Here is a 20,961-nt window from a genome sequence, read left to right as displayed (position 1 = left end):
TAAGCCTAAATTGTATTGTACATGGTACAATACAAGAAAACTGTGTGATGTTAGGGGGAAGTTTATGTGGAACGTAACTAAAGAAGCAAGAACCAAATTTGAAAAATGCAATCTCTTGCCAATACATGAAACAGATGAAGAATGGGAAATGGTAGTAAGGGATGCCGAATTAGACGGAGAAGACCTCTCAGCACGTTTGAGAGACGAGCTGGAAGAAGTGAAGGAAGAACTGCTCCAAGTCTTGCCAAAGCGTTTCATACCCTATCTTGAAAATGGTACCCTGAATCAATTCACATTACCTAAAGAAATTCGGGAAGATTATTTAGAGTGGATCAATCAAGCTAGCCTTGAATTCGAACAAAAATTAGATGCAGCTCATGGCAATACACAATATGCCGTTACATACTTGCCTATAAACATTCAAGAGATTTTCAAGGAAAGCTTACATGATGCAACTATTGAGAGAATCGAACGAGATGGTCAGACGCTACATCTATATATCAATACGGATGGTGGCTTCACAACGAAATCCATAATACATCTACAATTTAAAAATATTATTACGGAAGAAACCAATGTACCCTTACAAACGGGTCAATGGCTGATTTATTATGAATTGCAAAAGACAGAAGAGGGTTTTGCTTTCCGTGTGCTCTTTGATGTTCCTGATGCAGAGTGGACCATTACCATGAAGGATATGGATGGGGAATATTTTTACCGTCCGAGCATGTATACTATATTGCGTGATGAGGATAAATTGGAAAAAACCTCATTAACGGAATATATCAGCCAGTTGAATTTGAACTATCGCTATTGGTTCATTATTCCAGAATTATTTTGCTCTATCAAATCATTGCATGATGGTATCGAATTAGAAGATGCTACAATAGAGTTTCGGTTAAATGAATTTATTCTCCATGTTAACAACCAAATGTTTACTTATAATCGAGACGAATATAATCCAATTGATTTCATTTACACAGATACATATGAGGATCCTTATGCGAATTCTAGGGAACTATTACCTGTGGAGGATAAAGAGGCGATAGAAAGAGCAGTCCTAGGTGATAATTTAGAATTACAAGTCCGAGCATGGAATACGATGTATGAGTATCCAATAGAATTAGCAGATAGTATTAATTTAGTGCTATCAAAGATTATACTGACAGATGAAAACGAAATGTTACTATCGGTCTTCGTAAATGCATTCAATCAAGAAGGCATTTTAAAAGAGAATATCATTAAAAAATATCAAGCACTATTAAACTAGGGGGAGAAGTCTATGATTCAGATCGGAATTATTGGCCTTGGTGCTATTGGTCAACGTTTAATTAATCGATTTACGGAGCATAAAGAAGTAAAGATTATTGCTGTATGTGACCATGTAGAGTCACTTGCGATTAAAACAGCAGAGGAAATCGGTGACGTTCAAGCTTATACCGATTATAAACAGTTATTAGAAGATGAAAAAATCGACATGGTTTATGTGGCAGTACCACCAAAGTTTCATCATACAATAGTGCTGGATGTAATTGGCTCTGGTAAACATGTTCTTTGTGAAAAGCCACTCGCGAACTCATTAGATGAAGCAGAGGAAATGCTTAAAGCTGCTCAAGAAGCTAACATCATTCACGCGATGAACTTTCCACTTAATTACGAACAAGCCGCAACTAAATTCGCAGATTTAATCAAGCAGCAATATGTTGGCAAACTGCGTAGACTAAAGCTTACGATGCAATTTCCAGAATGGCCACGTCAATGGCAAAAGAATGAATGGGTAGGTGGACGTGAGCAAGGTGGCTTTGTTCTTGAAGTAGGAGTTCATTTTATCCAACAGATATTGAAAATTTTCGGTGATATAAAGAATATTGAAACTCGTCTAGAATTACCAGAGGATCCTTCAAAATGTGAAACAGGAATTATTGGAACAGCAGAGCTGGAAGACGGAACACCAGTGTTAATTGAAGGGCTAAGTCAAATTGCAGGTAATGAATATATTGGTTTTACCGCTTACGGAACAGAAGGAGTTCTCACGCTTGATAATTGGGGAATTTTAAAAGGTGGGAAAAATGGAGAAGAGCTTCAAGATATCCCATTTACCGCTGTTCCCGAGAAAAGTTTATTGGATGAATTGGTAAAAGCTATTAAAGGAGAAGCAGCAGAGATTTATGATTTTGAAATTGGTTATAAAGCACAAGCGATACTAGAAAAGTTAAGGGAAAATTAAATATAAATGAAAAATCCTATCAGTTTTGATAGGATTTTTTAGATTGAAAATATATGTGAAATATCCAAGTAACAAGGATTAAATATACAATAATGGATAAGTTAAACAGGAGAAAAAGAAACGCCCCGAGGTGATTTATTCATGATTACGAAAAGACATTTAGTATTTAATCTAGCTATCATTTTCATTCCGTGGATGACGCTACTATTTATTGGAAAACGTAATTTTAAACGCTATTCTCTAGCAGGAATTGTTATTGTGGTATTTGAAATTATGAATCATATTTATGGTCACAAACGGAACTGGTGGAAATTTTACGATAAGAAAAAGTCGTTTTTTAAAGATGAGTTACCTTTTAGCATTGGTCCATACATGCCACTATCCATGTGGCTTCTAAAAATCTCTTACGGTAATTTTAAAAAGTTTATTATACTTAATCTAATTTCAGATGGCCTATTTGCATTTGTATTAATTGACATCTTAAAACGATTTAAAATAATAAGTCTTAATAATATCAACCACATACAATTTTTCATTTATTTACACTTTAAGGCATATTTACTTTATGGTGTTCAGAATTTGTATGAGAGATTTAGAAAAACTGCATAAACTAATACAGAGAGGGCAGTATCTATCTAGATGATAGGTGCTGCTTTTTTTCTGATTTAATAGGAATGTGTTTATTGTATAGGCGATTTTACAGAGACTGTGCGGTAACTAAGCATTTTGAATAGAGCATCATACCCGCTACGGAAATACACTCCGCTTTTACTGTCAGCACAGGGGCGACATCTGTTCGAAAGTACCTCACAGTGTCTACCTTGCCGCGGGCGGCTGGTGAGCCTCCTCAGAGCTAAAGCTCTTGCGGGGTCTCACCGAAGCCTATCCTCCCGCAGGACAAGGAACGCTACGAAAGCGATACATCGCACGCAGAAAAAGTGATTTTCTTTTTCAAGGAGTCTCCGTGTATTTCCTTCGCTAGTGTAGAGTGAATAAGGCTTATTATCATATCAATAATAAACAGAATCTAATACTACCTAGGAATAGAAGATCAAAACCAGCGTAGGCAGAATACGGAGACTCCTGCGGGAAAAGCACGTGTCCGAAGACCCCGCAGAGGCGAACTTTCCTCGAGGAGGCTGAGGCCGGGCCCGCGGAAAGCGGAGTATTCTGCCGGAGCGGTATCGTTCCGCTATACTCATTAACTATTGGTTAAATTACCGCACAGGTTCTATCTACTATTTGTTAGATAAAACTATCCAAAAAACAACAATCTTTTAGAAAACAACCTAAAGGAATCAACATAAGAAACGAAGTACCAGAATATATTATCATGATGAAGACCTTTTTTTGATTTAAATCTGCTTTCGGTGTAAAATTAGACATTAGTTATGAAATCATCTGAAAGGTAAGGTGATTATAATGAAGAACATTAAAAGTTTTATATTTGTTGTTCTCGGTTTTATTTCGTTTGGTATCGGTGTGGCTGGTGTGGTACTTCCTGTACTTCCAGGTGGACCGTTTTTCTTATTTGCAGCATTTTGTTTCGGCAAAAGTTCGAAACGAGTGGAGAACTGGTTCAAGGGTACATCGTTCTATAAAGAATATGTGGTTAGACTCCGCGAAAACAAAGGTATGACTAGAAAAGAAAAGATTCGAATTAACCTAATCGCAGATGCCTTTATCCTATTTTCAGTTTTATATATCGATATTATATTAGTGAAAGTCATGATGATTGTTTTATGTCTGATTAAGCACTATTACTTTATTAAGAAAATAAAAACAATCACACCAGAAGAAGCAAGAATCATCCGCGCATCATTAAGACAAGCGGCAAAATAAATCAAGTAACTCATAAGTTATATACTTGTGAGTTTTTTTATGACTAAAAGGTAAGAAGTGTTACCCATAATCTAAATCATATTGTTTACGGAAGCATGGAGTTGATGATAAATTAAATCTATATAAAAAATATGGATACTAATGGAGAAAAAAATGGGTATTAACGACTTAATAGTTTATATTGTCATCGGTTTTTTATGTTTAGGTGCAATTGATAAAATGATCGGCAACAGATGGGGATTAGGGAATCGTTTTACAGAAGGTTTTATGACGATGGGGTCTCTTACACTGGCAATGGTTGGGATTATATCACTTGCCCCTGTAATAGCTTCGATTCTAACACCAGTAATTGCCCCTATTTATGCATTAGTTGGTGCAGATCCTGCTTCCTTTGCGAATACTATATTGGCACTCGACATGGGAGGTTATTCATTGGCAACCGAAATGTCTCAAAGTGAAGAAGCGGAAGTCTTTTCGTGGGTCTTTTTAGGAACGATGATGGGACCAACGATTGCATTTACAATTCCAGTGGCACTTGGAATCATTAATAAAGAGGATCATCCGTACTTCGCAAAAGGAATCTTGCTTGGATTAATAACCGTTCCAATTGGTTGTTTAGTTGGAGGGCTAGTCGCTGGATTTGATATATGGATGATTATTAAAAATCTTATACCTACGATCATACTATCGATTCTAATTTCAATTGGTTTAATTAAATATACGAGTAAGATGATTACCGGTTTCTCTATTTTTGCAAAAGGAATTGAAATTATAGCAATCGTTGGTCTTGCTGCAATTTGTGTGGAAACATTTACGGATATGGTCATCATCCCTGGTATGACACCCATTGACGAAGGGATAAAGATTGTCGCGATGATAGCCGTTTTTCTTGCTGGGGCATTTCCGTTTGTATCGTTTATCTCCACCATTCTAAAGAGACCACTGAAAAAACTTGGTGGAATAGTAGGCATTAGCGATATTTCATCAGCTGGGTTAGTAGCGAGTTTGGCTCATGTTATACCAACTTTATCATTGCTTAAAGATATGGATTCTAGAGGGAAAATAATTAATGTCGCTTTTGCAGTAAGTGGTGCATTTGTTTTAGGTGGCCATTTAGGTTTTGTTGCGGGAATTAATAAAGAAATTGTGTTTGCGATGATTGTTGGGAAATTGGTTGGTGGAATTTGTGCCGTATTACTTGCAGTAATGATGACGGGAAAGGAAAAAGAAGAATCATACGATTAAATGGAATTCAATCAAAAATTTCATAATGTTGATAAGATAAGTAACTTAAATGTTTAAGTTGTCCAACTTTTGGTTACATATATAATAGCTATAAAAAAATATATCACCATTAGGAGGAAATACATTATGGGATTTATTTGGAGCCTTATTGTTGGAGGTATTCTTGGTTGGATCGGTAGCTTAATCGTTGGTAAAGATATTCCAGGTGGTGTAATTGGAAACATCATTGCAGGTATTATTGGAGCATGGATTGGTTCAGCGTTGTTAGGAGAATGGGGGCCAGAAGTAGGTGGCTATTCAATTATTCCTGCTCTTATAGGTGCTATTATCTTAATCTTTGTAATTAGTCTAATTATGAAGGCAGCGAGAAAGGCGACATAATACAGATGAATCTTCTATCCCCAACTCTTTATCAGAGTTGGGGATTTTCTTGATAATATAATATTTGTTGGAGATATTGCTCCATATTATTAGCTAGCTTAGTTGAATTTAATTCTTTTAAGATATTAATAGCATGTTCAACTTTAACAATACCTTCTTCTTTATCCCCAATTCTTAATTCATAAACACCATTGAGTTGTAATAAATGCACTCGTTCTAATAAATTGTCCTCAGAAAGTGCAAGATTTTCAAGATAAGAAATAAACTCACCTATTTCCTTTTGATAAATAAATTTCTCATGAAATCGGTTAACAGGACCAAGTAGATAAATGATGGTATTAAAAAGAACAGCAGTAATCGCATCTTTAACCTTAGTATACTCTTTAAAACGGTCACTTTTTTGGAAAGCAGTTCTGGAGAGCATGATGACCATATCAGGTTCAAGAAGCAATAGGGTCCCATTATAAAGTGCCAACTCATAGTAACCCCAAACTTCTACTCGAAATAAATAGTCGGACAATAGTCTAATATTATTTTCCTTCAATTCCTCATGTGTAAATTGAGTATCCAGAATTTGTCCTAACACCTGAATCATCATGGCATTCCAATGATAGGTTTCCACTCCAAATCGTTTCCATTTTTTAATTTCTTCGTTTTTCAACTTTTCAAGCTGTACAGTATCCCGGCTCATATATGCTGTATTTACCGATTTAAAAAAAATCTCAAGTTTACTAGGTTGATAATCATGATGAACATATAAAAACTCATCAAAACTTAGCATTAACTTTTCTAATATTCGAGTCATAAGGCCCAACGTAATATCTGAATCACCACGTTCAAACTTTGATAGAAAAGATATAGAACAGATTCCATCTGCAAGCTCTTTTAATGTTATTCCCTTTTGTTTCCTGATTTTCCGGAGTGTTACACCGTATTCCACCCTTATCAATCCTCCAAACCGAATCAATATTCCACTATATGACAATTTTAAAAAGCTACTGTAAGATACAATATACAATAAAATCAGAAAAATTAAAACGGAATACATTAGGAGGTAATAGTAATGAGAGAATTTATTATTAAAAATGGAACTATTATTGATGTGGAAAATGGAGGTTCTTTTGTAGGGGCGATTGAAGTAGCGGATAACAAGGTAAAAAGAGTTTATCAGCAAGGTGAAGAGTTACCAACTGGAGTGGAGACAGTTGATGTAGAAGGTAAATACATTATCCCAGGTCTAATCGATATGCATTGTCATATTAGTGAGAAATACGCACCTCATTTTGTTGCGTCAGGAGTAACGACTGTACGTAACACGGCTGGAAACGTTCTATTACTTAATAAATTAATCCAGAAGCCTGATTCCGCACCAACACCAAGAGTATATGCTTCAGATAGAATGATTGACGGAACTCCTGGCCAATGGGGACCAACAAGCTATGGTAACTTTGTAACAGATGAACCAGATGAGGCTAGGAAAGAGGTTCGTAGGCAAGTAGAAGTTGGGGCGAAGTTTATTAAACTATATGGTTGGATTAAAAAAGAGGTAATGGAAGCAGCAGTGGATGAAGCGAAGAAATATGACTTGGAAGTGGCAATTGATTTAATTAATTCAAAGGAAGTAACAGCATTAGAAGCAGCTAAAGCTGGTGTTAATTGGTTTGAACATGCATCTGGATTTGCACAAGAGTTATATAAAGGATGGAGTCCTCTAGTTGACCAAGCAGAGTGGAGTCATATTAACTGGGAAGAACCAGATCAAGAAGAAGTTATGGATCTTTGTAAGAGAATGCTAGATTACAATGTAAAGCTATGCCCTACAATGGTTCTATTTGATCAAGCAATGAGCTATCCAACCATCTGGTCTCCTAAGAATAAGGTGATTGAATCAATATTAAATATGAAATCTCTAATACAAGAGTGGGAAAAAAATATAGAATATATCGATGTAGTCAAAGATAGAACTGCGGTCATAAATAATTTGACAAAAGCTATTGCAAAAACATACTTTGATTTGGGTGGAACGGTGGTTGCTGGGACAGACACACCAGCATTGCTTCATATGTATCCAGGTATGGCACTTCATCGGGAGCTAGAAATATTTGTAGAGATTGGCTTTTCAGAACTAGAAGCATTACAGGCAGCAACTATAAATGCAGCAAAATCTATAAATCTTGATAATATCGGTATAATTAAAGAAGGAAGTATTGCTGACCTCGTTATCTTAAAGGAGAATCCATTAGAAAATATTACACACACACAGACTATCGACACTATCGTTAAAGGTGGAAAAGTCTATAGCCAAGAAGAAATCCTTAGCCATATTCCGAGTGAAGAGGAAGTGGACAAATCAATCGCTGAATTTATGGAAGAATGGGAAGCTGTTGGAGTGAATTAAAGAAGAGAAGTGGGAGGGACTTATCCCTCCCATTAATGTTGTGAAAGTAATTTCTCTTTTTGGTAGGTAACACCACTAGATAATTGTGCACATTCATGAAATGCAGCATGTCTACAACCTATGCAACGATTGTAGTTAATGTTAGTAAGAGCAAAGTCAATCGCTTCACCAGTATGTTCAAAAATATTGTCTTTTCCTATTTCATCATATAATCCGGATAATTTCATCTGTTCTTCTAACCTCGGCACCATGCCTGATAGAAGTACAATCCCACCGTTTTTCTTAAAGTGTTGAATGATATGGAGGAAATTTGCTTCTCCGGTAGAATCCATAAATGGGACTTTCCCCATACGAAGAATTAACACCTCTGGTTTATAATGAATACTCTCCATAACACGTTGTTCAAATAGCTGTGCGACTCCGAAGAATAACGGACCTTCAATAGTGAAGATACTAATTTGTGGGCAATGATGTGATGCACTCACTGCATTGGCATGAACTTTCTCAGACACGGTAGAATGATCTGGAAGAACCTCTTCCACAACAGAAATAGTACTCATTCGTTTAGCAAATAAAACTAATGCCAGTACTAACCCAACTAATACCGCAGTGGTAATACTAGTAAATACAGTCAACAAGAATGTCACCAGTAACACTAATGAATCTCCTGTTTTCATTTTTAATAAATGGGAGAATTGTCTTCTTTCCGCCATATTCCATGCAACAATCATTAATACCGGTGCCATACTAGCAAGTGGTATATGAGATGCGAAAGGCGCGAATGCTAGAACCGTCACCAACACGAACACACCGTGAATAACTCCTGAGAACCTTGATACCGCACCTGATTTTATATTGGTAGCTGTTCGAGCGATTGCACCTGTAGCAGGAATACCACCAAAAAATGGTGTGACTATATTAGCCAGCCCTTGGCCAAACAACTCTTTATTACTATTGTGTTTCGTTCCCGTCATTCCATCAGCAACAACCGCAGATAACAATGATTCAATCCCACCTAATGCCGCTATCGCAATGGCAGGCCCGATTAATCGGACAATTCTTTCCCAGGTAATCTCAGGAAATTGGAATTCTGGTAGATTACTAGGAATATTTCCGTAAGTAGAACCAATTGTTGCAATCTGTCCTTGGAAAAATAGTACCGCAATCATTGTTGATACGGTTAGACCAATAATTGAACCAGGAACCCTCGGAAAAACTTTCGGTGTGATTAAAATGACAATGAAACAAATAAGAGCTGTCAATACACTATAAAGACTTGTAGTATCGAGATGTAGGACAATCTCTTTCATATTGTCTAGGAACTTTTCGTGTTTCTCAATCCCAGTAAGCCCTAAGAAGTTTGCAATCTGACCACTGAAAATGATCACAGCTATCCCGGCAGTAAATCCAATTGTAACTGGTCTTGGTATGAATTTAATGAGCGAACCAATCTTGAAAAAACTCATTAAACACAAAAGAATTCCTGCCATTAATCCGGCAAGGAGTAAATCTTCATAGCCATAAGCGATTACGATTCCTAATAAAATAGGGACAAAAGCGCCTGTAGGCCCGCCAATTTGAAATTTAGACCCACCAAATACTGAAATAATAATTCCAGCAATACATGATGTATAGATCCCGTACTCCGGCTTCACTCCCGAAGCGATAGCAAAGGCCATAGCGAGTGGAATTGCAATAACCCCAACTATGACCCCTGCAATTAAGTCCTTCCTGAAGCTTTCCCATGAATAATCTTGCAAACTTCCAGACAGAAGCCCCTTCATTCTGTATCATTTCTCCTTTTAGTTTCTTTCATAAATATGAACAGGCTAACTATTTTTATCTAAATCTTTTAGCATCGAAATGGTATCGATTCGATGATTCTCAAAGATCTCACGTGCTACTTCTAATAATTTAATAATAGCGGGATCACGAAGAGAATAGATTACTAACTTACCCTCTTTGGTGCCACTTACAATATTTTTAGAGCGTAACACACTTAATTGTTGGGAGACCGCAGACCCCTCACTATTTAAGAGAGTTTGAATCTCATTAACACTCTTATCACCATGTGCCAACAACTCTAAAATCCGTATTCTAATAGGATGGGCTAAAGCCTTAAAAAAATCAGCCTTAAACTGCTGCATATCAGACCACAAACGACACACCTCCCCACAACAAATTAATATATTCAAATATTTGAATATGTATAAACTAAATATACTCCTTTCAAACCAAAATAGAAAGAAAAAGGCACCTTTGTTCTTTTAGGTGCCTGTCACTCCCCGAAATAACACTAATTTTGTCGAATGAAAAAATTAATCTTGGGAGTTGACGCCACTTTTACTTCTTCTCCATTACAGCAAAATAGTTCTCTTCATTGTCTGAGAAGTTAAATACTTTGCCCGATGGCATATTCATTATTTCGCCAACTGTAATATTCTTACTTGTTAAATTGCTGTACAATTTTTCTAGGTCCTCTGTGAAAAACATTAAAGAGGGGGTGCCAAGATTTAATTCAGGTGACATTTTAGCAACCCAACTCTTATCATGAAGAATAATGCTTGTTGCAGCATCTTTTGTTGGTGCGATTTCAATCCATCTCATTCCATCGTTCTCCTCAGCAATAACGCTGAAACCAACTTTATTTGTCCAAAAATCAACAGCTTCATCTTGATTGTTGACGTACAACATAATCTGACCAACTTTGTTTATCATAGACTTTTCACTCCTTTTTTAACACACTAACTAGAAATTCGTTATTTAGTAGAAAAAATCCTCTATTGAAATAGTTGTTATTTATTAGGTTGGCAGATATTTATTATTTTACTTAAGTAATATTAAGTAAGGATTACTTTTAGGCTAAAGAAACTATATAATTAGGAAAAAGAAAAGGTGTTGATGCAATTTTGATTACACAAGTAACTTCAAAAATGAAAATAAACAAACCTGCTAATGAGGTCTTTGAAGCATTTGTTGACCCAGCAAAAATCGGAAATTATTGGTTTTCGTCTAGTTCTGAAAGATGGGAAAAGGGAAAGAAAATTTTACTAAGGTATGATGAGTATGGTGCGGAAGGTTTTATAAATATAATAGAACTTCAAGAAAACAAACAGATAAATTTCTCATGGGGAGAACAAAACGATGAAACAGTAGTAACAATCACATTAGACGTACTCGACGAGAATAGCACCATTGTAAAAGTGAGCGAATCGGGATTTAAGGCAGAAGATCCAGATATAGTAACTAAAATGTTAGGACAAAAAGAAGGATGGATATACATGCTATCCTGCCTAAAAAGTTACTTAGAACATGATATCAAAGATTTGAGAGCATCTTTAGTTCATTAGTGTAAGGTTCTGAAGGTGCCTGTCATGTCTAACATCGACAAAATTCGGGAAGTGACAGGCACCTCAAAACAGGCACCTCAAAAAAAGAAGGGGAGAATGGGGATGGAATACAGGGAGGAAGATTGTTTCATTTGTAATAAGCATGCTGGATTTGTAGATACAGCTGGGGTTACGATCTATGAAGATGAATTTGTATACGTTGGTCATATTGATAAAAATGGGAATCCGAACTATTTAGGTCATATTATGATTGATTTGAAGAGGCATGCTCCTACTCTTGGAGACATGACAGATGATGAAGCAAAAACTTTTGGTGTTGTAATGGCTAGAGTAAGCAAAGCTCTGATGGAATCAGAAGGGGCAGAACATGTCTATTCCCTTGTATCAGGTAACTCAGTTCCTCATCTACACATGCATTTGGTAGCTCGTTACCCGAATACACCAGAAGAGTACTGGGGACCTATGGCGGTTTATGACTGGGAACATGCTCCAATGGGAAACAATGATGAGGTTATTAATCTATGTAACAGGCTAAGAGAATATTTGGAGAGTACCTAATATGGTGAATTCCATTAGTGAATTTAGTTGGGTAGGAAGCCAAGAACATTGTGTAGATACCATTAGCATACAGAACGTTAACCATATTTCAATCGGACGCTTCGGGGGAAATTCATCAGCAGGTCAATATAAAAATGAAGATGGCTGTTTGGTATGGGCTGACCAAGAACAGAATTGGGAGTTTGCTATTATCTTAGATGCACATCATTCAGCGGAAAGTGCTGAACTAGTTATAACCCAATTCTTAGCCTATAAATCCACTATCCATAATCTATTATCTAAGCCGTATAATCAGGCTTTGTTAGAAATGGAACAAACTGTATTACAACTATTTCAAGAAGAAGATTTCCTTTCTAAGTGTCGAGAAGTAAAAGGGGAGACTGCTTGTTTACTAGTGTTAAGAATAGACAAATATATTTGGTGGTTATCCATAGGGGACTGCATATCCTATATTTTTCACCCTGAACTTTCCCAACTTGGACAATATCAATTAAATCAACGACAATTCTTTGAGTGGGTTGGTCAGGTCAATACATTTGAACAGGTAGTCCCTTGCTACAGTAGTGGTGTTAGGGAACTGAGGAAGGGTTTGAACCGAATACTACTAACCACAGATGGGCTTGTGGAATGTCCGAATGAACCTTTTTTCTCTCCGAATGATATTTATCATGTCATGATGAATCATGAGCTAAATCCTGGTGTGAAGACTCTGCTTCAAACTATCCAAGAAAATAATGTTCGAGACAGTACTACCATTATAGCTTGGGATGTCGACATATCAAAGGATGTTACAAGGCCAAGTGATGAGTAAAGAAGGGAATTTCATGAAGAGATGTTACAAGTTTGCTTTTCACTTCCTCATTGTATTGATTGTATTACTAACTTTAGATGTGCTGTTAAAGCAAGAGCTAGAAATACGCACAGCACTTTCCATTGCAACAGGTATTTCTTTAGGAGTAATAATAGTTGATTGGTATACGAGTAAAAAGGCAAAGAAGTAATAAAATGAATAGAAGGAGGTTTTTATATGGAAAAACATCAAGTAGTCCAATTAGCAGGAAAGTACGGGCTCCAAGTAAAAGAAGACACTCTTATATTCAATGAGTCTGGATTAGATTTTTTAGCGGTGTTTGCAACAGATGAAAGTGGAAATGATTGGGTTCTTAGAATTCCAAGGCGAGAAGACGTGATGAAACGAACCATTGTGGAGAAGAACGTCCTAGATCTAATCAATAAACATGTAGCATTTGAAGTTCCTGTTTGGACCATTTATGAAAATGATTTGATTGCTTACAAAAAGTTAAGCGGAGTGCCAGCTGGAACCATTGACCCTGAAATACAAAACTATGTTTGGGAAATGGATTATGAGAATGTACCAGAACAGTTCCATCAAACCTTAGCTAAAACATTGGCTTCACTACATAATATTCCAGGAGAGGAAGCTCGGGAGGTTGGATTAGTAGTTCATACCGCAGAAGAAGCAAAATCTTCTATGAAAGAACGCATGGAAAAAGTGAAAGCTAAGTTTGGCGTGGCGGATGATTTGTGGTCGCGCTGGCAGACTTGGATAAATAATAAGGCCATCTGGCCACAGGCAACCGGTTTAATTCATGGTGATCTTCATGCGGGACATACGATGATAGAGGAGGACACGAATGTCACTGGATTAATAGATTGGACAGAGGCAAAAGTGACCGATGTATCGCATGACTTTGTCTTTCACTTCCAAGCCTTTGGGGAAGAAGCTCTGGATAAATTAATCCATTATTATCGAGAAGCAGGTGGCATATATTGGGACGGAATGAAAGAGCATATTATGGAATCCATTTCAGCATACCCAGTTGCAATTGCTGAATTTGCCATCATTTCTGGTCTAGAAGAATATGAAGAAATGGCCAAGAATTTATTGGGAAATAACCCTCAATAACTTTTAAATTTAACAAGCCTACTCCAAAATTATTGGGTAGGCTTTTTAGATACATGTTGGTTTGGAAAATGAATCCATCACTATTTATCTTTATTTAGTTGACTCGAAATGAATAGATAAATTCCAATCCCGCCAAAGGATATTACTGAACTTAAAATTAACTGAGTTTCTAGATTTAAGGTTGTTTTACTAAGTAGATATTCCGGTAAAGTTAATAAGGTTACAATAGCGATGAGAATACCTGTCTTTGTCCAAATGGAAATGGCCAGAACAAAGAGTAATGTTATTGCTGCAACAATCATGGAACCTGTTTCCCCGAATTGGATAACAGGGGTTCTAATAGATTCATTCAGAAAATACATTCCGATAAATAACCCAAGAGGTATCATGCCAATTAAATATAAGATCACTAGTTGAACAGTATTTGAAAAATTATTACTTGATATATACTTGAAGGCAATGAAAGTCAAAAAAGTAAAGATCAATGTTATTGCTAAATGACCGACAATTTCCAATAATGAATAGGACAAGTTACCGGCAAGAACATCCCTAAAAATAGTGAAAGAAAATGCCCCGAATATAATGATTAATATGTATTTAAACCATGTCCTAAAATCTATTGCCATTTCATCGGCAACTGTCTCCATGTAATCCTTCGGTGATTTCCCAATTATTTTTTCAATTGGTTTTCCATGTTGTTCCGCCTCAACTAAATGACTTTCAAGTTCTTCTACGATTTCATCAATTTCTTCTGATTTTTTCCCGCTTGAAAACAGATATACACGAAGATCCTCTAAAAAACGCTTACTTTTGTTTGAAAGTTCATATTGCATTTGTTCATCCCCCTTTAATTTTCTTCTACTTCATTACTCAATACACGGTTAACATTGGTCTGTAGATGGTCCCATTGCAACTTAAATTTATTCAATTCTTCCTCCCCCTTTTTAGTAAGGGAGTAATATTTTCTTCTTGGTCCTGCTGTTGATTTTTTTAATGTTGAGGTTACTAGCTCTTCTTTTTGCATTCGCATAAGCAATGGATAGATCGTACCTTCACTGAAAGAATGAAATCCATAGCTTTCCAGTTTCTCTGTAAGCTCATAGCCATAAACTTCTTTATTCTTGATGATAGCTAAAATACAACCATCGAGAATACCTTTTAACATTTGTGTCGTTGACAAATTATCACCTCTTCACTACCTTGCATTGCAAGGGTTAGGTACAAAGAAAATACCTTGTATTGCAAGGTATAGAAATAAGATAACATGTAATACCTTGTAATGCAAGGGTATTTTCCCTTTTCTCTTTGCCACGTTTCTATCTTTACATTCGATTATAGTACTAGAAAGGTGGCAGAATTCAATGAACTCCGGATCATCTATGAAAGCATTCCTGAACAAAAATGATTAAAAATAAGGAAATAAGGGTACAAGTTTACTAGATTCAAAATATAAACAGAAAAGGGAGAGATAGGTATGACAGCATCACACACAGAACAACAGGCAACAACATCTACTATGGTTAATCAGTTAGTGGCAAATCTAGGTGTCTTACATGTAAAACTTCATCAGTATCATTGGTATGTACAAGGTCCACAATTCTTTACCCTTCATGAAAAGTTTGAAGAATTATATAATGAAGCAAATCTGAAATTTGACGAATTCGCAGAGCGTTTAATAGCAAAAGGAGAAAAACCATATTCTACCTTAGCAGAATACCTAGAGCATTCGTTAATTGATGAAGAACCATACTATAACAAGATTCCAGCAGAACAAATGGTTGAAAATCTAGTAAATGATTACCGCACCATTCGTGATGTCACGGTAAAATCGATAGAACTAGCAACCCAAGAAGAAGATCCTGTAACAGAAGATATGTTAATCAACTATAAAAATTACCTAGACCAAACCATCTGGATGCTACAAGCATTTCTAGGTTAATTAATGAGTGCCTGTCACTTCCCGAATATTGTCGACGGTCGACAAATATCGGGAAGTGACAGGCACCACTTTATGGTAATATTTAGGTAAGCAAATTATGGGGGATATAGATATGCAATTAATAGATATACTCAAAAAGAAAAACATGGTCATAAAAGAAATACCTAAGTGGGGTACGTATTATCGGGGAAAGTGGAAAGAGACATTTGCCAAGCATCTTAGTCGGGATGAACAGAAGAGTATCTATCTTACGGACCATGAAGGATTTAGTGGCTATTTATGGCATCTATTTAGCTATAACAAAACGGAGTACCTAGAAGGAAACGATGCTGAAGAAGCATTTAATAGGATTGCGAAAGATAATTGCATTATTTTTTACCAACATTCAGATGAGGTAATAAGCCTAATGAATGCAAAAAAGCTAACCAGTGATGATGTAAAAGAAGAGATGGATATCTATGTGATTGATAAAGAATTTAATTGGACTTATGTTGTAACACATGAAACTGGTTATTGCGGTCCTTATTTTTGTAGTACTGAACATCTATAAGCAACATCTTTGATAAAAACTACCTCGTTTGAAACAATATATATAGCGAACAAGGAAGGGAGTAATCAAGATGAACGTATTTCTAATCGGAGCAAATGGTCAGGTAGGAAAACATATTGTGAAATTCCTTCAAGAAAGTGAACAGTATGAGTTAACAGCAATGGTGAGAAGTAAGGAACAGGCAGAATCCCTTAATCAAATCGGTGTAAATGCGGTTGTTGCTAATTTAGAGGGTAGTGTGGATAAGATTTCCGAAGCTATGAAAGGGTCAGATGCAGTCATTTTCTCAGCGGGATCTGGCGGGAAAACGGGTCCAGACAAAACATTACTTGTTGACTTAGATGGAGCGGTAAAATCCATGGAAGCAGCTGAGAAGGTTGGCGCAAATCGTTTTGTCATGGTTAGTGCATTTAAAGCGTACGACCGTGAATCTTGGAAAGAAAGTCCAATCAAACCATATATGATTGCCAAACACTATGCAGATCGTATGCTAGTGGAAAGTAACTTAAACTATACAATTTTTGGACCAGGGCTATTACTAAATGAACCCGGTACGGGAAAAATTGCTGTTGGAGAAACCTTTGAAAAAACCTCTATACCACGTGAAGACGTAGCGAGAACAGTTGTTGCTTCATTAGATGAGGAGAAGACGTATAAGAAAACAATTGGTTTGATGTCCGGAGAGACTCCAGTTGAAGATGCTTTAAAGAAAATACAGTAATATATTACTTTGTTTACTCAAGCGAACAGCCTCTTAGAAAAGGATGTTCGCTTTTTTACATTTCATTATTCGAATAGTTAAAAAACACATTACCAAAACGTACATTCGTGATATCATCTATTTAACTAGTTATTTATTAAGTAAAGGTGGATCTTTTACTATGGACATGAAACAACGCAGGATCTGGAATGATAACCACAAGAACCTAAAAGAGATTATCTTAAATACGGAAAAACATGAACAGGCAATCCAATTATTTCTATCACAGCACTCGTTATTATACTCATCTCCACTAAACCAAACAAAACAAGTGACATTGGAAGATGCTTTAATACGGGATTTAGATGAAGCGACCTTTAGACAATACCCAGTTAAAAACCCGGATACAAAGAATTCTATTGCATGGCATTTATGGCATATTGCTCGGGTAGAGGATATGACGATGAATATTTTGGTGGCTGATGAGCAACAGGTTTTAGAAAGTTCCAATTGGCAAGAAAAGTTGAATATTCCATATGTACATTCGGGAAATGACATGAGCGAGGAAGATATTACTTTTTTGAGCTCAAAAATAAATCTTGAACAATTATTAGATTACAGAACAACAGTTGGTAAACAAACACAAAGAATCATTTCTTCATTAAATCCAGGACAATTTCAAATGAAAGTGGAAGCTAGTCGAATCAAACGATTATTCGATGAAAATGCAGTTATGCAGCAATCTAAATGGCTTGCTGAATACTGGAGCAAAAAAACAATTGCTGGATTAGTCTTGATGCCAGCAACAAGACATAATTTCTTGCACTTGAACAAATGTGTACGAATTAAAGGAAGACTGCTAAATAAAAGAAGTCCTTGCAGGTAATTTATTAGCGTGTTTTGAGCATAAAGAAAACACGCTTTCTATATTCCGATATTTAATACCTCAAAACTAATCAGTATACCCAAAGAGCATATAGTGCCAATTATTCCAATAAGCACCAATAATTAATTGACAACTTCATACGTATTATGTAATATATAAATTACATAATGACACATATATATTACATTAAGGAGTATACTATGTTACCTTTGAAGGTGAAGCGATGAAAAACAATGTCAGAACTTCAAGATTAAATCTATCCATGACTCAGGAACAGTTAGCCGTTAGGGTTGGTGTGACTAGACAGACAATCGGACTTATAGAGAAGGGTGAATACAACCCGAGTTTACAACTTTGTATATCCATCGCAAAAGTTCTAAATAAAACATTAAATGATTTATTCTGGGAGGTATAGTAGAAATGAAATCATGGATAACATTTTTAATTCCAAATGATGAATATAAGGAGAAAAGAATACTGTACTTACTAGCAGAAGGGGGAATATTACTCTTTCTTTCCCTAATTGTGATGGTGATTTGGAATCAATACTTTCTTATGAACACTAATACTGCATTATTAATCTTGGTTACAATTTTTCTCTTCTATGTAACGGCAAGGTATACATTATCTGGTATTGAGTATACAGATGTTGCAACGGAAAGCTCCTATAAAAAAGAGTTAAAACACATTCGTACTAAAACGATTAGTTTTGTCCTAATATTTATCGTACTATTTTTATTCATTTCTGGTGTACCCGCTAATAAAACTGAATGGGTCGAAATTGGTGGCTTATTAATAAGCGTTGGATTCCTTTGGTATCTCACTAGCTTTATTTCATTAAAGCGGTCGTATAAAAAGAATAAGGAATTGCTATAAGCTGCCTTATGGTTACAAATGGTGGAAATGAAAACCTAGCTCATAATATGGACTAGGTTTTTTTGTGAAGAAAAGAGCACAGCTAGATTAAGTTGGGGCTTAAATTCCTGAATATTTTTACTAGAATGATATACTAGTAGTATAGAAGTAAAAATTTATAGGGGGCAATCAACATGTACACCAATGTAACCTTATTGAATTTCGATGGGGCATACAGAAGACAAAGTTTTTACTTGAACAAGAAATATAAATGGATTGATTTTGAATCTATCCCGAATATTAGTCGTTTCTGTGAAAAAGAGAACTTAAAGTACCTCACAGAAAAAATCACGGAAAAAGAACTAAGTGGAATCTATTATTTAGGAAGTGGAAATTACCATTATATGTCTTATATCCTCCAAACCCAAATAGACAAGCCATATACCCTGGTTCTATTTGACCATCATACTGACACAATTCCAAGTCCAAGTGACGAACTTATTTCTTGTGGGTCTTGGGTATTGGAATCTATCCAACAACTTCCCATGCTGAAGAAAGTATTTATTATTGGTGTGAGCGAAGAAGGAATACAACACATACCTGCATCCATTCATGACAGAGTGGAACTTTACACGAAAAACTCACTACAATCAAATCCAACTACCATTACAAAATCTATATTAAAAAACATACCAACCGATTCAGTATACATAAGCATGGATAAAGATGTTCTAGATAAAAAAGAAGCCGTTACAGGATGGGATCACGGAACAATACAGCTACAACAAATGTTAAAAATAGTTAAGGCACTTATTCAGTCAAAAAAAGTTATTAGCCTTGATGTGTGTGGAGAGTATCCTGTAGATTCAACAAATGATTACTTAAAAGAGACAAAAGAAGCAGTATCAAAGAATAATAGAGCAAATAAGTTAATATTGGATACTACTAGTAAGTGGATAAGTAAAAAAGGCAATACATCTGATCTGTTACATGCATAATGATACTGAATTATTTCCTGTGGATTGTGGTAATTCTAGAGAGTGTTTATCACTCCCCAAACCGGGGAGTGATAGATACAGAAAAAACCATTAGTTACTTAATAATTCAATAAGGTAGTGTAATTTATCTAAAGTGGTTAGGTTTTGGTTACATTTATGACTGTCTGCGCAAATGTAATTTCCGCGATTTGTATACGTTTCTTTTCCCGTTTTCACATTAGCCATAAATAATCCAACATCTTCATATCGATTGCATATCGAACATATACCTTTTATGCTCTTCATAAAAGTTCCTTGGAAACCTATCAACTTCCCGTTGTGTTCCGTTACTAGAAACTTCCTTTCCGAGCGAATATCATACCAACCTATATAAGATATATCTCTAAAGTCAATTGTATTAAGATCCGGACCTTTGAACTTTTTTACTTTCGGAAATAGTTTAGAAAGCGCTTTTTCTGATGTGCTTCTAAAAGGAATAACATAGGTTTTTAATTCCGTTAAAAAAGAATCTACCTGGTTTTGCTCTTCTATATTTACAATTCTGGATAACAACATCTGTTGATTTTCATTTAAGTTAGGCAATATAGAAAATATCTTATCCATTGCAATCAACTTTACGGTATTTATAACTTCTTCATCCTTTGAAGTTAAACGAGCATGAACAATATTGGACAGTTGGTACTTAATAAAGTTGTATTGATCATGTCTAAGGAATGGAATATTTTCCAAAACGATATTGATTTTCTTTGTCATTTCTATCAGCTCCTCATTTTTTTATAGCAAATGATTAAAGCCAATTATCAGAAATGAGACTAGGCGAGTAGATAATTTACCTCATACAAAGTATCGCCTTTCTAATAAATTGGCTTTGCATGAGCTCCTACAATTATTGGCTGATATGTAAATAATCCCGCCATTTCTATCACCTCCAAGCAAGCCTAACAGAATTATACAAGGATTTGTGATACCTGTCACTCCTTAAAATGCTACTTGTGAAAGTGCACCTTTGTTATGTTATAAATTGATTATTGTTGTTATAATAATTGCAGTTTCATTAAGGAGAGTACTTATGAGGAAAATAGTGGTGATAATTGAACTAATTCGG

At 35.8% G+C, this 20,961-nt stretch carries 26 protein-coding genes; 19 read left to right on the top strand and 7 right to left on the bottom strand.

The features are described 5' to 3' along the window. Positions 1-64 precede the first annotated feature (64 nt). The 6 genes from BN999_RS20080 to BN999_RS20055 all read left to right on the top strand — a co-directional run bounded on the left by BN999_RS20080 (position 65) and on the right by BN999_RS20055 (position 5,695). A complete protein-coding gene (locus BN999_RS20080; protein ID WP_096274534.1) occupies positions 65-1,270 on the top strand; it encodes a DUF4085 family protein in 1,206 nt (401 codons plus the stop codon). 12 nt (positions 1,271-1,282) lie between these two features. Next, positions 1,283-2,227 (top strand): Gfo/Idh/MocA family protein, encoded by a 945-nt coding sequence (locus BN999_RS20075; RefSeq protein WP_096274532.1) that lies wholly within the window; start codon positions 1,283-1,285, stop codon positions 2,225-2,227. Between the two features lie 141 nt (positions 2,228-2,368). Further along, entirely contained in the window at positions 2,369-2,836 is a 468-nt protein-coding gene (locus BN999_RS20070) for a hypothetical protein (RefSeq protein ID WP_096274530.1), read from the top strand. 813 nt (positions 2,837-3,649) lie between these two features. Further along, positions 3,650-4,069 carry a YbaN family protein gene (locus BN999_RS20065; RefSeq protein ID WP_096274529.1) on the top strand — a complete coding sequence of 140 codons (420 nt, stop codon included), beginning with the start codon at positions 3,650-3,652 and terminating at the stop codon, positions 4,067-4,069. 153 nt (positions 4,070-4,222) lie between these two features. Further along, positions 4,223-5,314, top strand: a complete 1,092-nt coding sequence (eutH, locus tag BN999_RS20060; protein ID WP_096274527.1) for an ethanolamine utilization protein EutH — start codon at positions 4,223-4,225, stop codon at positions 5,312-5,314. Positions 5,315-5,440: 126 nt separating this feature from the next. Next, complete coding sequence (locus BN999_RS20055; RefSeq protein WP_096274525.1) at positions 5,441-5,695, top strand: GlsB/YeaQ/YmgE family stress response membrane protein; 255 nt, start codon at positions 5,441-5,443, stop codon at positions 5,693-5,695. Between the two features lie 31 nt (positions 5,696-5,726). Here BN999_RS20055 and BN999_RS20050 read toward each other — a convergent pair whose 3' ends face one another. Continuing rightward, the gene (locus BN999_RS20050) at positions 5,727-6,635 is read right to left on the bottom strand and encodes a helix-turn-helix domain-containing protein (RefSeq protein WP_176482061.1); all 909 of its coding nucleotides are present in this window, start codon (positions 6,633-6,635) and stop codon (positions 5,727-5,729) included. A gap of 123 nt (positions 6,636-6,758) precedes the next feature. Between BN999_RS20050 and BN999_RS20045 the strand changes: the two genes are divergently transcribed. Next, on the top strand, positions 6,759-8,093 hold the full coding sequence (locus tag BN999_RS20045; RefSeq protein ID WP_096274522.1) for an amidohydrolase family protein: 1,335 nt from the start codon (positions 6,759-6,761) through the stop codon (positions 8,091-8,093). A 32-nt stretch (positions 8,094-8,125) separates the two neighbouring features. Here the strand turns inward: BN999_RS20045 and BN999_RS20040 are convergent, their stop codons facing one another. From BN999_RS20040 to BN999_RS20030, 3 genes are all read right to left on the bottom strand, one after another. After that, the gene (locus BN999_RS20040) at positions 8,126-9,877 is read right to left on the bottom strand and encodes a SulP family inorganic anion transporter (RefSeq protein WP_096274520.1); all 1,752 of its coding nucleotides are present in this window, start codon (positions 9,875-9,877) and stop codon (positions 8,126-8,128) included. Positions 9,878-9,922: 45 nt separating this feature from the next. Next, positions 9,923-10,252, bottom strand: a complete 330-nt coding sequence (locus tag BN999_RS20035; protein ID WP_096274518.1) for an ArsR/SmtB family transcription factor — start codon at positions 10,250-10,252, stop codon at positions 9,923-9,925. 184 nt (positions 10,253-10,436) lie between these two features. Then, positions 10,437-10,811: a VOC family protein gene (locus BN999_RS20030; protein WP_096274516.1), complete on the bottom strand. Its 375-nt coding sequence runs from the start codon at positions 10,809-10,811 to the stop codon at positions 10,437-10,439. A 215-nt stretch (positions 10,812-11,026) separates the two neighbouring features. Here BN999_RS20030 and BN999_RS20025 point away from each other — a divergent pair, with 215 nt between their 5' ends. The 5 genes from BN999_RS20025 to BN999_RS20005 all read left to right on the top strand — a co-directional run bounded on the left by BN999_RS20025 (position 11,027) and on the right by BN999_RS20005 (position 13,928). Further along, positions 11,027-11,443 (top strand): SRPBCC family protein, encoded by a 417-nt coding sequence (locus tag BN999_RS20025; RefSeq protein ID WP_176482060.1) that lies wholly within the window; start codon positions 11,027-11,029, stop codon positions 11,441-11,443. A 102-nt stretch (positions 11,444-11,545) separates the two neighbouring features. Beyond that, entirely contained in the window at positions 11,546-12,001 is a 456-nt protein-coding gene (locus BN999_RS20020; protein ID WP_373453648.1) for an HIT family protein, read from the top strand. Position 12,002: 1 nt separating this feature from the next. Continuing rightward, complete coding sequence (locus BN999_RS20015; protein ID WP_096274512.1) at positions 12,003-12,812, top strand: protein phosphatase 2C domain-containing protein; 810 nt, start codon at positions 12,003-12,005, stop codon at positions 12,810-12,812. A gap of 13 nt (positions 12,813-12,825) precedes the next feature. After that, entirely contained in the window at positions 12,826-13,002 is a 177-nt protein-coding gene (locus BN999_RS20830) for a hypothetical protein (protein WP_176482059.1), read from the top strand. Positions 13,003-13,028: 26 nt separating this feature from the next. Continuing rightward, positions 13,029-13,928 (top strand): macrolide 2'-phosphotransferase, encoded by a 900-nt coding sequence (locus BN999_RS20005; RefSeq protein ID WP_096274509.1) that lies wholly within the window; start codon positions 13,029-13,031, stop codon positions 13,926-13,928. Between the two features lie 80 nt (positions 13,929-14,008). Here the strand turns inward: BN999_RS20005 and BN999_RS20000 are convergent, their stop codons facing one another. Together BN999_RS20000 and BN999_RS19995 are read right to left on the bottom strand one after the other, a co-directional pair. Beyond that, the gene (locus BN999_RS20000) at positions 14,009-14,761 is read right to left on the bottom strand and encodes an HAAS domain-containing protein (protein ID WP_096274507.1); all 753 of its coding nucleotides are present in this window, start codon (positions 14,759-14,761) and stop codon (positions 14,009-14,011) included. A gap of 14 nt (positions 14,762-14,775) precedes the next feature. Further along, positions 14,776-15,093 (bottom strand): PadR family transcriptional regulator, encoded by a 318-nt coding sequence (locus BN999_RS19995; protein WP_096274601.1) that lies wholly within the window; start codon positions 15,091-15,093, stop codon positions 14,776-14,778. Positions 15,094-15,402: 309 nt separating this feature from the next. Here BN999_RS19995 and BN999_RS19990 point away from each other — a divergent pair, with 309 nt between their 5' ends. From BN999_RS19990 to BN999_RS19960, 7 genes are all read left to right on the top strand, one after another. Next, positions 15,403-15,867, top strand: a complete 465-nt coding sequence (locus tag BN999_RS19990; protein ID WP_176482058.1) for a Dps family protein — start codon at positions 15,403-15,405, stop codon at positions 15,865-15,867. Positions 15,868-15,979: 112 nt separating this feature from the next. After that, entirely contained in the window at positions 15,980-16,417 is a 438-nt protein-coding gene (locus tag BN999_RS19985) for a DUF4275 family protein (protein ID WP_096274505.1), read from the top strand. Positions 16,418-16,487: 70 nt separating this feature from the next. Then, complete coding sequence (locus BN999_RS19980) at positions 16,488-17,138, top strand: SDR family oxidoreductase (protein WP_096274503.1); 651 nt, start codon at positions 16,488-16,490, stop codon at positions 17,136-17,138. Positions 17,139-17,298: 160 nt separating this feature from the next. Next, positions 17,299-18,003, top strand: a complete 705-nt coding sequence (locus tag BN999_RS19975) for a DinB family protein (RefSeq protein WP_096274501.1) — start codon at positions 17,299-17,301, stop codon at positions 18,001-18,003. Positions 18,004-18,226: 223 nt separating this feature from the next. After that, positions 18,227-18,418 (top strand): helix-turn-helix transcriptional regulator, encoded by a 192-nt coding sequence (locus BN999_RS19970; RefSeq protein WP_096274499.1) that lies wholly within the window; start codon positions 18,227-18,229, stop codon positions 18,416-18,418. 5 nt (positions 18,419-18,423) lie between these two features. After that, a complete protein-coding gene (locus tag BN999_RS19965; protein WP_096274497.1) occupies positions 18,424-18,879 on the top strand; it encodes a hypothetical protein in 456 nt (151 codons plus the stop codon). Between the two features lie 173 nt (positions 18,880-19,052). Continuing rightward, positions 19,053-19,856, top strand: coding sequence for an arginase family protein (locus BN999_RS19960; protein ID WP_096274495.1), 804 nt, complete (start codon positions 19,053-19,055; stop codon positions 19,854-19,856). 90 nt (positions 19,857-19,946) lie between these two features. On the opposite strand, the gene BN999_RS19955 is transcribed toward BN999_RS19960, so the two are convergent. After that, positions 19,947-20,609, bottom strand: a complete 663-nt coding sequence (locus BN999_RS19955) for a FusB/FusC family EF-G-binding protein (RefSeq protein WP_096274493.1) — start codon at positions 20,607-20,609, stop codon at positions 19,947-19,949. Between the last annotated feature and the right edge of the window lie 352 nt (positions 20,610-20,961).

The sequence above is a fragment of the Paucisalibacillus globulus genome (assembly GCF_900184735.1).
Classification (GTDB): Bacteria; Bacillota; Bacilli; order Bacillales; family Amphibacillaceae; genus Ornithinibacillus; species Ornithinibacillus globulus_B.
This window is presented reverse-complemented; position numbering and strand designations above follow the sequence as displayed.

Bases quoted from the DNA above. Each gene is read 5' to 3' on its own strand.
- BN999_RS19960 (WP_096274495.1), top strand. From the start codon at position 19,053: ATGTACACCAATGTAACCTTATTGAATTTCGATGGGGCATACAGAAGA.
- BN999_RS20005 (WP_096274509.1), top strand. From the start codon at position 13,029: ATGGAAAAACATCAAGTAGTCCAATTAGCAGGAAAGTACGGGCTCCAA.
- BN999_RS19970 (WP_096274499.1), top strand. From the start codon at position 18,227: ATGAAAAACAATGTCAGAACTTCAAGATTAAATCTATCCATGACTCAG.
- BN999_RS20065 (WP_096274529.1), top strand. From the start codon at position 3,650: ATGAAGAACATTAAAAGTTTTATATTTGTTGTTCTCGGTTTTATTTCG.
- BN999_RS19985 (WP_096274505.1), top strand. From the start codon at position 15,980: ATGCAATTAATAGATATACTCAAAAAGAAAAACATGGTCATAAAAGAA.
- BN999_RS19990 (WP_176482058.1), top strand. From the start codon at position 15,403: ATGACAGCATCACACACAGAACAACAGGCAACAACATCTACTATGGTT.
- BN999_RS19955 (WP_096274493.1), bottom strand. From the start codon at position 20,609: ATGACAAAGAAAATCAATATCGTTTTGGAAAATATTCCATTCCTTAGA.
- BN999_RS20015 (WP_096274512.1), top strand. From the start codon at position 12,003: ATGGTGAATTCCATTAGTGAATTTAGTTGGGTAGGAAGCCAAGAACAT.
- BN999_RS20020 (WP_373453648.1), top strand. From the start codon at position 11,546: ATGGAATACAGGGAGGAAGATTGTTTCATTTGTAATAAGCATGCTGGA.
- BN999_RS20040 (WP_096274520.1), bottom strand. From the start codon at position 9,877: ATGAAGGGGCTTCTGTCTGGAAGTTTGCAAGATTATTCATGGGAAAGC.
- BN999_RS20000 (WP_096274507.1), bottom strand. From the start codon at position 14,761: ATGCAATATGAACTTTCAAACAAAAGTAAGCGTTTTTTAGAGGATCTT.
- BN999_RS19980 (WP_096274503.1), top strand. From the start codon at position 16,488: ATGAACGTATTTCTAATCGGAGCAAATGGTCAGGTAGGAAAACATATT.
- BN999_RS19975 (WP_096274501.1), top strand. From the start codon at position 17,299: ATGGACATGAAACAACGCAGGATCTGGAATGATAACCACAAGAACCTA.
- BN999_RS20045 (WP_096274522.1), top strand. From the start codon at position 6,759: ATGAGAGAATTTATTATTAAAAATGGAACTATTATTGATGTGGAAAAT.
- BN999_RS20075 (WP_096274532.1), top strand. From the start codon at position 1,283: ATGATTCAGATCGGAATTATTGGCCTTGGTGCTATTGGTCAACGTTTA.
- BN999_RS19995 (WP_096274601.1), bottom strand. From the start codon at position 15,093: ATGTTAAAAGGTATTCTCGATGGTTGTATTTTAGCTATCATCAAGAAT.
- BN999_RS20055 (WP_096274525.1), top strand. From the start codon at position 5,441: ATGGGATTTATTTGGAGCCTTATTGTTGGAGGTATTCTTGGTTGGATC.
- BN999_RS20070 (WP_096274530.1), top strand. From the start codon at position 2,369: ATGATTACGAAAAGACATTTAGTATTTAATCTAGCTATCATTTTCATT.
- eutH (WP_096274527.1), top strand. From the start codon at position 4,223: ATGGGTATTAACGACTTAATAGTTTATATTGTCATCGGTTTTTTATGT.
- BN999_RS20025 (WP_176482060.1), top strand. From the start codon at position 11,027: ATGAAAATAAACAAACCTGCTAATGAGGTCTTTGAAGCATTTGTTGAC.
- BN999_RS20080 (WP_096274534.1), top strand. From the start codon at position 65: ATGTGGAACGTAACTAAAGAAGCAAGAACCAAATTTGAAAAATGCAAT.
- BN999_RS20030 (WP_096274516.1), bottom strand. From the start codon at position 10,811: ATGATAAACAAAGTTGGTCAGATTATGTTGTACGTCAACAATCAAGAT.
- BN999_RS19965 (WP_096274497.1), top strand. From the start codon at position 18,424: ATGAAATCATGGATAACATTTTTAATTCCAAATGATGAATATAAGGAG.
- BN999_RS20830 (WP_176482059.1), top strand. From the start codon at position 12,826: ATGAAGAGATGTTACAAGTTTGCTTTTCACTTCCTCATTGTATTGATT.